Here is a 13,643-nt window from a genome sequence, read left to right on the forward strand (position 1 = left end):
GGGAATGGGCCGCCTGACCCTGTCACCGCCCTCGACCAACATCGTTACGCACTGCTTGACTTGCGCGCCGACAGCCTCGCGCAGCCGCTCGCCTGGGACCGGGCCTCCGTACGTCACGTCGCACCGTGGTGCACCGCACGTACCGACGCCTCCCCGGAAAGGACCCGGAATGACCACAGTGACGCCGGAGCAGCCCGAACAGTCCGCCGCACAAGCCCAGTTGAGCCTGGGAATCGAAGCTGCACGCAACCTCACGACCACCACCAAGACCGTTCCGCAGATGCAGGGCATCAGCTCGCGCAAGCTGCTGCGCACCCTGCCCTGGACGGAAGTGAGCGGCGGTACGTACCGGGTCAACCGACGTCTGACGTACACCGTCGGCGACGGCCGGGTGACCTTCGTCCAGGAGGGGGCGGCCGTCCGCGTCATCCCCGCCGAGCTGGGTGAACTCCCGCTGCTGCGCGGCTTCGAGGACCCCGACGCGCTGCGCGCGCTCGCCGGTCGCTTCGAGCAGCGCGAGTTCGAACCCGGCCAGGTGATCGCGGAGGCGGGGCGGCCCGCCGACCACATCTACCTGATCGCCCACGGCAAGGTGGAACGGATCGGGACCGGCCAGTACGGCGAGGAGACCCGGCTGGGCCTGGTCACCGACGGAGGGTTCTTCGGAGGCCAGGTCGTCGGGGAGGAGCCGGGCGCGTGGCAGTTCACCGCGCGCGCGGTGACCTCCGTCATCCTGCTGGCCCTGCCCCGCCCTTCGTACGAGGAGGTCGCGGGGCAGCACGAGCCCCTGCGGGCCCACGTCCAGCGGCGCGAGGCCGAGGGCGACCTGCCCCGGAACCGGCGCGGCGAGGCCGACATCGCGCTCACCTCCGGGCATACGGGCGAGCCCGTGCTGTCGGGCACCTTCGTGGACTACGAGCTCTCGCCGCGCGAGTACCAGCTGAGCGTCGCCCAGACCGTCCTGCGCGTCCACAGCCGGGTCGCGGACCTCTACAACGACCCGATGAACCAGGTCGAGCAGCAACTCCGCCTCACCATCGAGGCGCTGCGCGAGCGCCAGGAGGACGAACTGGTCAACAACCGCGAGTTCGGCCTGCTGCACAACGCGGACCACGGCCAGCGGATCTCCACCCACTCCGGTCCGCCCACCCCGGACGACCTGGACGAGCTGCTGACCATGCGGCGCTCCACCAAGGCGTTCTACGCCCACCCGAAGGCCATCGCCGCCTTCGGCCGCGAGTGCAACAAGCGCGGACTCGCCCTCGGCGAGGCCGAGTACAACGGCCATCGCGGGATCTCCTGGCGGGGCGTGCCGATCTTCTCGTGCGGCAAGCTCCGGATCTCGGACGAGGGCACGACCTCGATCCTCGCGATGCGCCTCGGGGACGAGGACGAGGGGGTGGTCGGTCTGCGGCAGACCGGCATCCCGGACGAGTACGAGCCCGGTCTCAACGTCCGCTTCATGGGCATCAACGAGCAGGCGATCATCTCCTACCTCGTCAGCACCTACTTCTCGACGGCGGTCCTCGTGCCCGACGCGCTCGGCGTCCTGGAGAACGTGCAGGTCGCCCCGGCCTGACGGGCCGGGCCCCGGCGCCCCGCGGTCGGCCCGCACGACGGGGCCGCCCGCCACAAGACCGCCCGATCCACGTGAACTACGTTTCGAGGAGCACAGCCATGACCACCGTCACCACCCCCGTGACCACCGTCACCAGCCCTGTTCTGCGTACTGCGTACCAGAAGTCGGTGGCCGAGTACTGGAACAACGAGAAGGACCCGGTCAATCTGCGGCTGGGTGATGTCGATGGTCTCTACCACCATCACTACGGGCTGGGGGATTACGACCCGTCCGTGCTCGACGGTGACGAGGCGACGCGGGACGCGCGGATCGTCGAGGAGCTGCACCGGCTGGAGTCCGCGCAGGCCGACGTCCTCCTCGATCATCTCGGGCCCGTCGCACCCGGTCAGCGGTTGCTGGACGCCGGGTGCGGGCGTGGCGGGTCGAGCATCATGGCGAACGCGCGGTTCGGGTGCCGGGTCGACGGCGTGTCCATCTCCCAGGCGCAGGTCGACTTCGCCAACGAGCAGGCCCGCAAGCGCGGTGTCGACGACCGGGTGCGGTACCACTTCCGCAACATGCTCGACACCGGCCTGCCCACGGGGGAGTTCCAGGGCATCTGGAACAACGAGTCGACCATGTACGTCGACCTGGACGAGCTCTTCGCCGAGCACGCCCGCCAGCTCGCCTTCGGCGGCCGCTACGTCGTCATCACCGGCTGCTCCAACGACGTCACCGGCGGCCGCTCCAAGGCCGTGAGCCGCATCGACGAGCACTACACCTGCAACATCCACCCCCGCAGCGCCTACTTCAAGGCCATGGCCGCCAACGGCCTCGTCCCCATGACCGTCCTCGACCTCACCCCCACCGCCATCCCCTACTGGGAACTCCGCGCCCGCTCCTCCCTCGCCACCGGCGTCGAGGACCCCTTCCTCACCGCCTACCGCGAAGGCAGCTTCCACTACCTCCTCATCGCCGCCGACCGCATCTGACCATCGGCGTCCAGTGACCGCAGCCGGTCGGTGTCCGCCAGGATGTCGATGGTCGTGATCCGTCCGTCCGTGACGGTGAACGCCATGACGGACACCGGCCGGCCGTTGGCGACGACGGCCACGCCGGCCGTGCCGTGGACGAGGACGGGCCGGGCGAACGGGATGAGCCGGGCGAAGGTGAGGGCCCGCGAGGCCACCGTGCGGGCGCCGTTGAGGACCGTGGTGAAGCGGGAGCCCGCCCCGGCGTCGGCGCGGAGGACGACGTCGGGGTCCAGGACGGCGACGAGGGCGTCGAAGTCGCCGTCGTGGGCGGCCGCGAAGAAGGCGTCGACGGCCACGCGCTGCCGTGTCAGGTCGGGGTCCGGGGCCGGGGCCCCGTCCCGGACGCGGCGGCGGGCGCGGCTGGCGAGCTGACGGGTCGCGGCCGGGGTCTTGTCGATCAGCGGGGCTATCTCGTCGAAGGACACGGCGAACAGGTCGTGCAGGACGAACGCGACGCGCTCGGCCGGGGACATGGTCTCCAGGACGACGAGCAGGGCCAGGCCCACGGAGTCGGCCAGCAGGGCCCGCTGCTCCGGGTCGGCGCCGGACGTCTCGGGGCCGATCAGCGGGTCCGGGACGTGGACCTCCAGCGGGTCCTCGCGCCGGGTCTCGCGCGAGCGGAGCATGTTGAGGCAGACGCGGGCCACCACCGTCGTCAGCCAGCCGCCCGGGTTCTCCACGGCCTCCGCGTCGGTGCGGTCGAGCCGCAGCCAGGTCTCCTGGACGGCGTCGTCGGCCTCGCTCACCGAGCCGAGCATCCGGTAGGCGATCGCCCTCAGCCGGGGCCGCTCCTCTTCGAACCGCTCGGTGGTCAGAATTCGTTGGTGCACGGTTGTCACATTCCTCAAGTGCCGCGGGTCATGTCAGCAGAGGCCGTTCGAGAACGGCCCGGGACGAACCCTAGGAGAAGCGATGTCGACAACCATCCTGGTCACCGGCGGTACGGGCACCCTGGGCCGGCACGTCGTCCCGCTCCTGCGGGCCGCCGGCCGCGAGGTGCGGGTGCTCAGCCGGCGCGGGGGCGTGCCGGCGGACGGCGTCGAGTATGTCGCCTGCGACCTGCTCACGGGGGAGGGGATCGACGCGGCGCTGGCCGGGGTCGGCACCGTTCTCCACCTCGCGGGCGGGCCCAAGGGGGACGACGTCGCGACCCTCAACCTGGCGCGGGCCGCGGCCTCGGCGGGCGTGGAGCACCTGGTGTACATCTCGGTCATCGGCGCCGACCGGATCCCGCTGGGGTACTTCCGCGCCAAGCGGGACGCGGAGCGGGCCGTCGAGGAGTCGGGCGTGCCGTGGACGACGCTGCGGGCGGCGCAGTTCCACGACCTGGCGCTGACCGTGGCCGAGAAGATGGCCAAGCTGCCGGTCGTGCCGGCGCCGGGCGGCCTGCGGTGGCAGCCGGTGGACGCGCGGGACGTGGCGGCGCGGCTGGTGGAACTGGCCCTGGGCGAGCCGGCGGGCCGGGTGCGCGACCTGGCGGGCCCGACGCTGTACGGGCTGCACGAGCTGGCCCTCGACCACCTGCACGCCCGCGGCAAGCGCCGCCCGACCCTCCCGGTCCCCATGCCCGGCAAGGTCGGCCGCTCGTACCGGGCGGGCGAGAACCTGACGCTGGACGACGTGGACACGGGCGGACGGACGTGGGAGGCGTTCCTGGCGGAGCGGGTGGGGACGCGCGCGTAGGGGCCCGTCACGCCGTGGCCTCCTTCGCCGCGGGCACCGGCTTCGCCCGGACGTGCATCCGCTCGCCCTGCCGGCCGAAGAGGCTGAGGAGTTCGACCGGGCCCTCCCCCGTGCTGCCGAACCAGTGCGGGAGGCGGGTGTCGAACTCGGCGGCCTCGCCGGGGCCGAGGACGATGTCGTGGTCGGCGAGGATCAGCCGGGCCTTGCCGGCGAGGACGAAGAACCACTCGTAGCCCTCGTGGGTGCACAGCTCAGGTGTGCTCAGCGCGGGCGGGATGATCACCTTGAAGGTCTGGAGGGGGCCGGGCTGGCGGGTGAGCGGGATGACCGTCTTGCCCGCCACGTGCTTGGAGCTCAGGCGGATGCGGGGGTCGCCGACCTCGGGGGCGCCGACCAGTTCGTCGAGGGGCACCTGGTGCGCCTGGGAGATCGGGAGCAGGAGCTCCAGGCTGGGCCGGCGCTGGCCGGACTCCAGGCGGGAGAGGGTGCTCTTGGAGATCCCGGTGGCTTCGGAGAGCGTCGACAGCGTCACACCGCGCTGTATGCGCAGCCGCTTCAGACGGGGGCCGACCTCGGTCAGGGCTCGGGTGATGGCATCGGAGATCTCCATTCCGTCATTGCACACCCGGCGTTCCTAAAACGGCAACAAAAATTGCCACCTCCGGGTGACGGTCGCAGGCTGACCTGCGGAGGTGATCGCAGTGAGCGACACGAGCAAGGACACGTACGACGTCGTGGTGATCGGCGGCGGCGCCGCGGGGCTGAACACCGCGCTGCTGCTGGGCCGTTCGCGCCGCAAGGTGGCCGTGGTCGACGGCGGGAAGCCGCGCAACGCCCCGGCCGAGCAGATGATGGGCTACCTCTCCCGGGACGGGATGTCCCCCGCGGCCCTGCTGGAGGTGGGCCGCAAGGAGGTCGCCGGTTACGGCGTGGACCTGATCGACGCTCAGGTGGAGAGCGTCGAGAAGGGGTTCGTCGTCCAGCTGGCCGGCGGGGCGGCGCTCAAGGCCCGGCACGTCGTCGTGGCCACCGGCCTGCGCGACGAGCTGCCGGAGATCCCGGGCGTGCGCGAGCGCTGGGGCCGGGACCTGCTGCACTGCCCGTACTGCCACGGCTACGAGGTGCGCGACCAGCCCTTCGGCGTGCTCGGCACCCACCCCAACGCGGTCAACCACGCGCTGCTGCTGCGCCAGTGGTCGGACGACGTCGTCTTCTTCCCGCACACCATGCAGATCACCGACGAGGACCGCGAGAAGCTCGCCGCCCGCCGCATCCGGATAGCCGAGGGCGAGGTCAAGTGGCTGGTCGTCGAGGACGACCGGCTGCGCGGTGTCGAGCTGTCCGAGGGGCGCGTGGTGCCCCGCGAGGCCGTGTTCGTCTTCCCGCGCATGGTGCCCAACGACGCCCTGCTGGACGGACTGGGCTGCGACAAGGACGCCATGGGCTTCGTGGTCACCGACGGTGCCGGCCGCACCAGCGTGCCCGGCATCTGGGCGGTGGGCAACGTCGCCGACCCGCGCGCCCAGGTCGTCACCGCGGCCGGCCAGGGCTCCGCCGCCGGTTTCGCCCTCAACCACGACCTCCTCGCCGACGACATCGCCCGCGACCTGGAGGACTACCGCAACCCGGCCGAGCCCCTCGTCCGCTAGCGCGTCCGGATTTCCCGGAAGCGTCTTCCGGCTCCGGCGAAGCGCCCCGCCTCGTACCCGCTGTCCGAACCGGGGACCGGCGGAGATCCGTCGGCCGCACCTGATCACGCTCACCTCATCACCTCCCCCGTACAACCCCCGTACAAGGAGAACCACCCATGGCCAAGCCCGTGGACGCCCTCACCGAGGACGCCTTCCCCACCCGCGTCCTTGAGGCCACCACGCCCGTACTCATCCAGTTCTGGGCCCCCTGGTGCGCGCCCTGCCGGATGATGACCCCCATCATCGAGCAGCTCTCCGAGGAGCAGCAGGGCCACCTGGACGTCGTCAAGGTCAACGTGGACGACGAGCCCTCGCTCGCGATCCAGCACGGCGTCTCGTCGATCCCCGCCTTCATCGTCTACGCCGACGGCGAGCGCAAGGAGCAGTGGGTGGGCGCCTCCCCCAAGCCCGTCCTCGAGCGGACTCTCGCCGCCTACCTCCGCTGATCCCCGCCCGCCCCGCCCGGAACAGGAACAGCCCATGAACCCACACCACTCCGGGGACGTCGACCACGACGCCCCGGCCGCCCAGCTGGAGCGCGAGGCCGAGCTGCACATCTCCTCCCTGGAGGAGACGGTGGAGTGGCTGCGGGGGCTGGTCTGCGCCGGGGACGGCGTGGACGAGGCGGTCGGCCGCGTCCTGGACGTCGGCTGCGGGCCGGGGATCGGCACCTGTCTGCTCGCCCGGGCCTTCCCCCGGGCCGAGATCCTGGCCGTGGACCGGGACCCCGCCGTGCTGGAGCGGGTCCGGCTGCGCGCCGCGCGCCGGCACCTGGCGAGCCGGGTGACCGCCCGACGGGCCGAGCTGCCCGGCGAGTTCGAGGCGCTCGGCGCGGCGGACGTGATCTGGGCGGGCCACCTCGTCCACCACCTCGGCGACCAGCAGGCGGCGCTGGACGCCCTCGCCGCCCGGCTGCGGCGCGGCGGGGTGCTGGCGGTGGCCGAGCGCGGGCTGCCCCCGCGCTTCCTGCCCCGCGACATCGGCATGGGCCGCCCGGGCCTCCAGGCCCGGCTGGAGGCCGCCGACGAGGACTGGTTCACCGCCATGCGCGGGGACCTGCCCGGCGCGTCCGCCACCGTCGAGGACTGGCCCGCGATGCTCGCGCGGGCCGGGCTCATCCCGACCGGGACCCGGACGTTCCTCACCGACCTGCCGACCCCGCTGGGCCTGCCGGCCCGTGAGCACCTGCACGGCCATCTCACGCGGCTGCGCGAGCGGGTCGGCGACCGGCTGGACGCCGAGGACCGTGCGGTGCTGGAGCGCCTGGTGGACGGCGACGCCTGCACGGGCATCCTGTGGCGCCCGGACGCCTTCTATCTGAGCGCCACCACCGTCCACACCGCCAGAGCCTGTTCCCGGGACTGACCGTCCCCCCGTCCGGCCGGTCCCGGGAACACCGTGGGGCCCGGCACGCGATGAGCGTGCCGGGCCCCTCTTTCCTGTGCCGCCGGTCAGTCGGAGCCGGGGGCGGCCTCGCCCCAGCCCCAGATCTTGATGGTCTCGCGGCTGCCGAGCTCGGCGTCCTTCTGCGAGTTGGCCATCGCGCGCCGCGAGCCGAACTCGATGTAGGCGTTGAACGCGGAGCGGAACTCCGCGTCCTGGGGCAGCTCGACCTCGTCGGCCGCCTGCCGCATCAGCTCGACCCAGCGGTTGCGCTGCTCCGGCTTGATCTGCCGGCCGATGTGCCGGGAGAGCATGCGCGGGTAACCGCCGTGCTCGTCCGTGTACTTGGCCGGGCCGCCGAAGACCTCGCCGAGGAACGTCGCCACGTGCTGCGGGTGGTCGTCGGTCATCCGCGCGAAGAGCGGGGCGAGGATCTCGTCCTTGCGCACCTTCGCGTAGAACGCCTCGGTGAGCTTCTCCAGGACCTCGGCGCCCCCCATCCACTCGTACATGGTCGGAGTGGAGTCCGCCATCGTGCACCTCCTGAGTTCAAGTGTCGCGTCGGTCAGCCGAGTTCGAGCGTGGTGGTCGCGTACGCCTGGCCGGCGCGGCTCCAGGGAACCTCGCCGGTGTACATCCGGACGGTGCGGAACCGCTCGGTGAGACCCCGGGCCCGGACGAGTCCGGCGCCCGCCGTCTGCGGCTCGGGCATGTCGAGGGAGAGCCCCGCCCCCGGGCCGAGGTCGGCGGTGAGGGTGTCGAGGAGCGCCTCGGCGTCCTCGGGGGTGTCGGCGAAGAGCGGGCCGATCCGGTGGCCCTCCCGGGCCGGGCGGATCACCCCGTATCCGGTGACCGCGCCGTTCCGCACCCTCGCGTGCCCCACGTGCCCGGGGGCCGTGAGCCAGCGGCGTACGAAGTCGCCGCGGTCGGCGGGGCACCAGTCGCGGTCGTAGGCGGCGACCGCGTCCAGGTGGCCGGGGCCGATCCGTACGGTGCCCTCGGCCGGGCGGCCCGGGCGGGTGAGGACACCGCCGTAGCGGACGGTGTCCCAGACGGCCCGGAAGCCGTGCTTCTCGTAGTTGGTGCGCTGGGGCAGGGCGGCGTCCAGGCCGATGACCCGGTTGCCCGCGTGGGGGAACGCCACCTCCCAGGTCGCCAGGCCCAGCCCCTGCCCGCGCAGGTCGGGGTGGACCAGGTAGTGCCCCATGAACGCATAGGTGTCGGAGTAGTTGACGACCGAGATCGCCGCGACCGGGGTCGTGCCGAGGCGGGCGAGGAAGAAGCCGTCCGGGTCGGTGGCGTGGAAGCAGGCCACATCGCTGAGGCCGACGTTCCACCCCTCGCCGTTGGCCCACTCCTCCACGTGCCGCCACTCCTCCAGTGTGGCGACCGAGACGGTGAGCCCGTCGGTACCCGCGTGCAGGGATTCGCCGGGGTGGTTCATGCGGGGGGTACGTCCCTTCCGTTGCTGATCAGGTGCCGAAGGAGCGCTCACAGCCCGAGCGAGCGGCCGATCAGTTCCTTCATGATTTCCGTGGTGCCGCCGTAGATCGTCTGGACCCGGCTGTTGGCCCACTCGCGGGAGATCGGGCTCTCCTTCAAGTAGCCGTAGCCGCCGTACAGTTGCAGGCAGCGGTTGGCGACCTCGACCTGGAGCTCGGTGGTCCACCACTTGGCCTTGGCCGCGTCGGCCACCGTCAGGCGCCCGGCGTTGAGCTCGGTGACGCAGTGGTTGAGGAAGACCCGGGCGATGCTGATCTCGGTGTCCAGGGTGGCGAGCTGGAAGCGGTTGTGCTGGAAGCTCCCGATGGCCTGCCCGAACGCCTGCCGGCCGCGGGCGTACTCCAGGGTGTCGGCCAGCATCTTCTCGGCCGCGGCGACCGCCACCGTGGCGATGCTGAGCCGCTCGCGCGGGAGTCCGGCCATCAGATAGGCCATCCCCACGTTCTCCTTGCCGATCAGGTTGCCGGCCGGCACCCGGCAGTCGTCGAAGAACAGCTCGCAGGTGTCGCTGGCCGTCCAGCCCAGCTTCTCCATGCGCCGGCCGCGGGTGAACCCGGGGGTGTCCCGCTCGACGACGATCAGGCTGATGCCCTGGCCGCCGCGCTGGGGCGCGGTCTTGGCCGCCACGACGACGACGTCGGCGTTCTCGCCGTTGGTGATGAAGGTCTTCTGCCCGTTGAGGACGTAGAAGTCCCCGTCGCGCACCGCCGTGGTACGGATGTCGGCGACGTTGGACCCGGCGTCCGGCTCGCTCATCGCGATGGCCGCGATCAGCTCGCCGGCGCACAGCCCGGGCAGCCAGCGCTTGCGCTGCTCGGGCGTCGTCCGGCCGGACAGGTAGGTGGCGATGACGTCGTTGTGGGCGACGAAGCCGGGCGCGGTGACGCGGGCCCGGATCAACTCCTCGGAGAGGACGGCCGGATAGCGGAAGTCGGTCTCCCCGCCGCCGCCGTACTCGGTGGGCACGCCGATGCCCAGCAGTCCGGCGGCCCCGGCCTTCGTCCACAGCTCGCGGCCGATGATGCCGTCCCGCTCCCACTGGTCGTGGTACGGGATGGCCTCGCGGGCCAGGAACGTGCGGCACATCTGCCGGAAGTCCTCGTGCTGCGCCTCGTACACGGTGGTCTGCATGTCTAGCGCTCCCCTTCGCCGATGTCCTCGCCCACGATCGCCATGACCGCCGCCGGGTCCTGGACGGCGGCGAAGTGGCCGCCGTCGATCTCCACCCGGCGGGCGTCGGCATCGCTGTGCCCGCCCCACTGCCACATCTGCCCGGGCGTCACATAGGCGTCGTCCCGTGCCGCGATCAGCGTGAGGGGGAAGCCGACGCGCAGGCCGGCGGCCTCCCTCGGGAACTGCCGCCGCACGACGTAGTCCTCGCGCATCAGCCGCACCAGGAAGGCGCTCATCGCACCGTTGGACAGCAGCTCGGACGCCGTCCCGCCGTCCGCGGCGATCTTCTCCAGCAGTTGTCCGTCGCTGAGCGCGTCCGTGTCGTCGGGCTTCTGCAGCCCCGGCGGGAGCGCCGCCGAGAGGAAGGCGCGCACCGGCGCCTCCCCCAGGACGCGCTCCGTCTCGGCGGCCACGGCCAGGCTCAGCGTCGCGCCGAAGCTGTGCCCGAAGGTGGCCCAGCGGACGCCCGGGTCCGTGGCCCGGGCGCCGCGCAGATCGTCGGCCACGTACCGGGCCGTCGACTCCACGAGCTCGTGGAAGTCGTCGGTCCGGGTCTCCCTCCTGCGGGTCCCGCGGCCCGGCTGGTCCACGGGGACGACGGTCAACCGGTCGTTCTCCAGGGCCTTCCAGGGCCGGTACGCCACCGAGGTGGCGCCGGCGTGCGGGAAGCAGTAAAGCCGCGTGCTCATTACTTCGCGCTCCCGGCGATCCGCTCGGCCAGCATGATGGTGGTCAGGTTGGTCGGCACGCTGGGCATCGACGGGAAGACGGACGCGTCGACGACGCGCAGGTTCTCCGTGCCGTGCACCCGGCCCTCCTGGTCCACGACGGCCATCGGGTCGCTCGCGGGGCCCATCCGGGACGAACCGGCCGCGTGCCAGCCGGGGTTCATGATGTTCCTGACCCCGCTGCGCAGGATGCGGTCGTTGGCCACCATCTTGTCGGTCCAGAACTGGGTCTCCTCGAAGCGGTCGGCGAGCGCCGGGCTCCGCAGGATGCTCCAGGCCTTGCGGACGCCGTGGCAGAGCCGGTCCACGTCCTCCTCGACGGTGCCCAGGCCCAGTTCGATGACGGGCTTGGCGTGCGGGTCGGCGTCCTCCAGGAAGACCCGGCCGCGCGAGGCGGGGCGGAGCAGCATCACCGAGACGCCCACCACCAGGGGCCAGTCCAGCCGGTTCTCGAAGCCCGGCACCGTGGAGCTCTCGACGTTGTTGAGCAGGCCGACCTGGATGTCCGTGTCGTCGTCGAAGCCGCTGGACATGCGGGACGCGACGGTCCGCCAGGGCAGGCCCGCCGTGCACACGCCCGGCTTGGGCTTCGACCAGATGACGACGGAGGGGGTGGTCGACGAGGTTCTCGCCGACGCCCGGCAGGTCCACGACGGGCGCGACGCCCAGGGACTCGGTCAGCCCGGCGGCGGCGACGCCGGAGCGCATCAGGACGACCGGGGTGCCGACCGCGCCCGCGCTGAGGACGACGTCGCCGGCGCGGACCGTCGTCAACTCGCCGTCCGCGAGCAGCTCGACGCCGACCGCGCGGTTGCCCTCGAAGAGGACCCGGGTGACCTTGGTGCCGGTGCGGATCTCCAGGTTGGGCAGGTGCCGGGCGGTGGAGAGGTAGGTGGTGGCGGTGTCCATCCGCTCGCCGTCCACGGCGTTGCTGGGGATGACGCCGACGCCGGCCTCCCGGCCGCCGTTGAGGTCGTCCAGCTCGGGCAGGCCGAGCGCGACGCACTCGTTCCAGACGCCGTGTCGATCTCGTGCAGTCCTTCGCGCGCGACCCGGCGGATGGGCACCGGGCCGCCGTCGCCGTGGAGTTCGGCGGGCATGCCCGGGTCGGACTCGATCTCCCGGTAGTACGGGAGGACGTGCTCCCAGGACCACTCGGGGTTGCCGAGGCGGACCCACTCCGCGAAGTCGCGGGGCAGGCCGCGCAGGGCGATGGCGCCGTTGACGGCCGAGCCGCCGCCCATGACCTTGCCCAGCTGGTAGGGGAAGCGGCCCCACAGGGCCCGCGGGATCCTGGCCGCGGCGGCCTCGGCGACCCGGGTCGCGCCCCTCGGGGCCGGCGGCCACCAGGTCCTCCAGGCGGCTGCTGCCGCGGAGGTTGGCCAGGTAGTCCCAGTTGTAGTCGCGCAGGATGAGCGGCTGGCGTCGGCGAGCGGGTGGTCTTCTCCCGGGGGGACGGCTGGTCGCCGCCGCCCTACCAGGAGGAGCACGCGCCGCCGGCCGTCGGCGGCGAGGCGGGTGGCGGTGACGGTGCCGGCGGAGCCGCCGCCGACGATCACGTAGTCCCAGGTGGCGTCGGTCATGCCGCGGCCCCCTGGAGAGAGACGATGATCTCGGCGAAGTCCGCGATGGTCGAGTTCATGAACAGGCCCTCGATGATCTCCTGTTCGGCGGAGGCGTCGATGCCGAACTCGGTGCGGAGGTGGCCGATGATCCCCACCGCGTGCAGCGAGTCGCCGCCGACGTCGAAGAACCCGTCCTCGATGCCGAAGTCGCCGTGGCCCAACTGCTCGCCCACACGGCGAGGAGCCGCTCCTCGATGTCGTTGCGCCGGCGAGACGCGGCCGTCCGTGCCCTCCGACTCCTGCCACGGTGTGGGGCAGGGCGCCCTGGTCGACCTTGCCGTTGGGGGTCAGCGGCACGGCGTCGAGGGGGATGTACTGGGTGGGCACCATGTAGCTGGGCAGTGCCCCCGCCAGCGTCTCGCGGAGCGCGGCCGGGTCGAGCGGGGCCCCGTCGGTCACGAGGTACGCGGCGAGCTGGCGCTGGCCGGTGCGCGGGTGGGCCGGTGCGGTCACCAGGGCCTGGCGGACGCCCTCTGGCGCAGCAGGTGGCCTCGATCTCGCCGAGCTCGACCCGGTAGCCGTTGATCTTCACCTGGAAGTCGGTGCGGCCGAGGATCTCGATGTTCCCGCCGGCTGGTAGCGGCCCAGGTCGCCGGTGCGGTAGAGCCGTTCGCCGGTGGCGGGGTGGGTGATGAATCGTTCCGCCGTGCGGACCGGGTCGGCCCAGTAGCCCTGGGCGACACCCGTGCCGCCGATGTAGAGCTCTCCGGTCACCCCGGTGGGGCACGGTTCCAGCCACTCGTTGAGGACGTGGAAGGACTGGTTGGCCTAGCGGCTTGCCGTAGGGGATGCTCGACCAGTCCGGCCGAGACCTCGCCGATCGGGTAGTGGATCGACCAGATCGAGCCCTCCGTGGCACCGAAGCCGAGGCTGATCGCCCTGAGGTTCGGGAGGTGCTCGCGGAGCCGGACGGGCAGGTCCAGCGGGATCCAGTCGCCGCTGAGCAGGGGCGAGGCGCAGGCTCGCCCCGCTGCCGGGGGCGGCCTCGGTTCAGCGTCTCGACCCACATGCGCATCGGCGCGGGCACGCTGTCCCAGACGGTGACCCCGTACCGTCGATCAACTCGGTCCAGTGCGCGGGGTCGTTGGGCCCGCTTGGGCTCGGGGACGACGATCGCGCCGCCCGCGCCGAGGATGCCGAAGATGTCGTACAACCGACAGAGTCGAAGCCGGTGGGGGCCAGCGCCAGCACGCGGTCGCCCGGGCCCACGCCGAACCGGCGGTTGATGTCCTGGACGGTGTTGGAGGCGTTCCGGTGCGAGATCA

The 13,643-nt window shown here is 72.2% G+C and carries 16 protein-coding genes and 3 pseudogenes; 6 read left to right on the plus strand and 13 right to left on the minus strand.

Annotated elements, in window-relative coordinates; all coding sequences use genetic code 11:
* Positions 1–169 precede the first annotated feature (169 nt).
* Both ABD794_RS07465 and ABD794_RS07470 read left to right on the plus strand, forming a co-directional pair.
* Positions 170–1,579 carry a family 2B encapsulin nanocompartment shell protein gene (locus ABD794_RS07465; RefSeq protein WP_344961745.1) on the plus strand — a complete coding sequence of 470 codons (1,410 nt, stop codon included), beginning with the start codon at positions 170–172 and terminating at the stop codon, positions 1,577–1,579.
* 98 nt (positions 1,580–1,677) lie between these two features.
* The gene (locus ABD794_RS07470; RefSeq protein WP_344961747.1) at positions 1,678–2,550 is read left to right on the plus strand and encodes a geranyl diphosphate 2-C-methyltransferase; all 873 of its coding nucleotides are present in this window, start codon (positions 1,678–1,680) and stop codon (positions 2,548–2,550) included.
* Here the strand turns inward: ABD794_RS07470 and ABD794_RS07475 are convergent.
* Positions 2,520–3,422: a sigma-70 family RNA polymerase sigma factor gene (locus ABD794_RS07475; RefSeq protein ID WP_344961749.1), complete on the minus strand. Its 903-nt coding sequence runs from the start codon at positions 3,420–3,422 to the stop codon at positions 2,520–2,522. The genes ABD794_RS07470 and ABD794_RS07475 overlap by 31 nt on opposite strands.
* Positions 3,423–3,504: 82 nt before the next feature.
* On the opposite strand from ABD794_RS07475, the gene ABD794_RS07480 reads away from it, so the two are divergent.
* Entirely contained in the window at positions 3,505–4,275 is a 771-nt protein-coding gene (locus tag ABD794_RS07480; protein ID WP_344961751.1) for an SDR family oxidoreductase, read from the plus strand.
* 7 nt (positions 4,276–4,282) lie between these two features.
* Here the strand turns inward: ABD794_RS07480 and ABD794_RS07485 are convergent, their stop codons facing one another.
* Positions 4,283–4,885: a helix-turn-helix domain-containing protein gene (locus ABD794_RS07485; RefSeq protein ID WP_344961752.1), complete on the minus strand. Its 603-nt coding sequence runs from the start codon at positions 4,883–4,885 to the stop codon at positions 4,283–4,285.
* A 91-nt stretch (positions 4,886–4,976) separates the two neighbouring features.
* Between ABD794_RS07485 and ABD794_RS07490 the strand changes: the two genes are divergently transcribed.
* The 3 genes from ABD794_RS07490 to ABD794_RS07500 all read left to right on the plus strand — a co-directional run bounded on the left by ABD794_RS07490 (position 4,977) and on the right by ABD794_RS07500 (position 7,331).
* Positions 4,977–5,924 (plus strand): NAD(P)/FAD-dependent oxidoreductase, encoded by a 948-nt coding sequence (locus ABD794_RS07490; RefSeq protein ID WP_344961753.1) that lies wholly within the window; start codon positions 4,977–4,979, stop codon positions 5,922–5,924.
* Positions 5,925–6,082: 158 nt separating this feature from the next.
* On the plus strand, positions 6,083–6,412 hold the full coding sequence (gene trxA, locus ABD794_RS07495; RefSeq protein ID WP_344961755.1) for a thioredoxin: 330 nt from the start codon (positions 6,083–6,085) through the stop codon (positions 6,410–6,412).
* Positions 6,413–6,446: 34 nt separating this feature from the next.
* Positions 6,447–7,331 (plus strand): class I SAM-dependent methyltransferase, encoded by an 885-nt coding sequence (locus ABD794_RS07500; protein ID WP_344961756.1) that lies wholly within the window; start codon positions 6,447–6,449, stop codon positions 7,329–7,331.
* 86 nt (positions 7,332–7,417) lie between these two features.
* Here ABD794_RS07500 and ABD794_RS07505 read toward each other — a convergent pair whose 3' ends face one another.
* The 11 genes and pseudogenes from ABD794_RS07505 to ABD794_RS07555 all read right to left on the minus strand — a co-directional run.
* On the minus strand, positions 7,418–7,882 hold the full coding sequence (locus ABD794_RS07505; protein ID WP_344961758.1) for a group II truncated hemoglobin: 465 nt from the start codon (positions 7,880–7,882) through the stop codon (positions 7,418–7,420).
* 32 nt (positions 7,883–7,914) lie between these two features.
* A complete protein-coding gene (locus tag ABD794_RS07510; RefSeq protein WP_344961759.1) occupies positions 7,915–8,793 on the minus strand; it encodes a GNAT family N-acetyltransferase in 879 nt (292 codons plus the stop codon).
* A gap of 47 nt (positions 8,794–8,840) precedes the next feature.
* On the minus strand, positions 8,841–9,983 hold the full coding sequence (locus tag ABD794_RS07515; RefSeq protein ID WP_344961761.1) for an acyl-CoA dehydrogenase family protein: 1,143 nt from the start codon (positions 9,981–9,983) through the stop codon (positions 8,841–8,843).
* A gap of 2 nt (positions 9,984–9,985) precedes the next feature.
* Positions 9,986–10,714 carry a thioesterase II family protein gene (locus tag ABD794_RS07520; RefSeq protein WP_344961772.1) on the minus strand — a complete coding sequence of 243 codons (729 nt, stop codon included), beginning with the start codon at positions 10,712–10,714 and terminating at the stop codon, positions 9,986–9,988.
* Entirely contained in the window at positions 10,714–11,286 is a 573-nt protein-coding gene (locus tag ABD794_RS07525; protein ID WP_344961774.1) for a GMC oxidoreductase, read from the minus strand. Before ABD794_RS07525 ends, ABD794_RS07520 begins: the two co-directional genes overlap by 1 nt.
* 136 nt (positions 11,287–11,422) lie before the next feature.
* Positions 11,423–11,932, minus strand: a pseudogene (locus ABD794_RS07530) (GMC family oxidoreductase N-terminal domain-containing protein); the annotation flags it as partial.
* Positions 11,824–12,336, minus strand: a pseudogene (locus ABD794_RS07535) (GMC family oxidoreductase N-terminal domain-containing protein); the annotation flags it as partial. The pseudogenes ABD794_RS07530 and ABD794_RS07535, both read right to left, overlap by 109 nt.
* On the minus strand, positions 12,333–12,551 hold the full coding sequence (locus tag ABD794_RS07540) for a phosphopantetheine-binding protein (protein ID WP_344961762.1): 219 nt from the start codon (positions 12,549–12,551) through the stop codon (positions 12,333–12,335). The gene ABD794_RS07540 and the pseudogene ABD794_RS07535, both read right to left, overlap by 4 nt.
* Before the next feature lie 160 nt (positions 12,552–12,711).
* A pseudogene (locus ABD794_RS07545) lies at positions 12,712–12,831 on the minus strand (hypothetical protein); the annotation flags it as partial.
* A 75-nt stretch (positions 12,832–12,906) separates the two neighbouring features.
* Entirely contained in the window at positions 12,907–13,092 is a 186-nt protein-coding gene (locus ABD794_RS07550; RefSeq protein ID WP_344961763.1) for a hypothetical protein, read from the minus strand.
* 276 nt (positions 13,093–13,368) lie between these two features.
* Positions 13,369–13,643 (minus strand): hypothetical protein (locus tag ABD794_RS07555; protein ID WP_344961764.1); only part of this gene is annotated, 275 nt, incomplete at its 5' end.

Source organism: Streptomyces thioluteus, assembly GCF_039535865.1.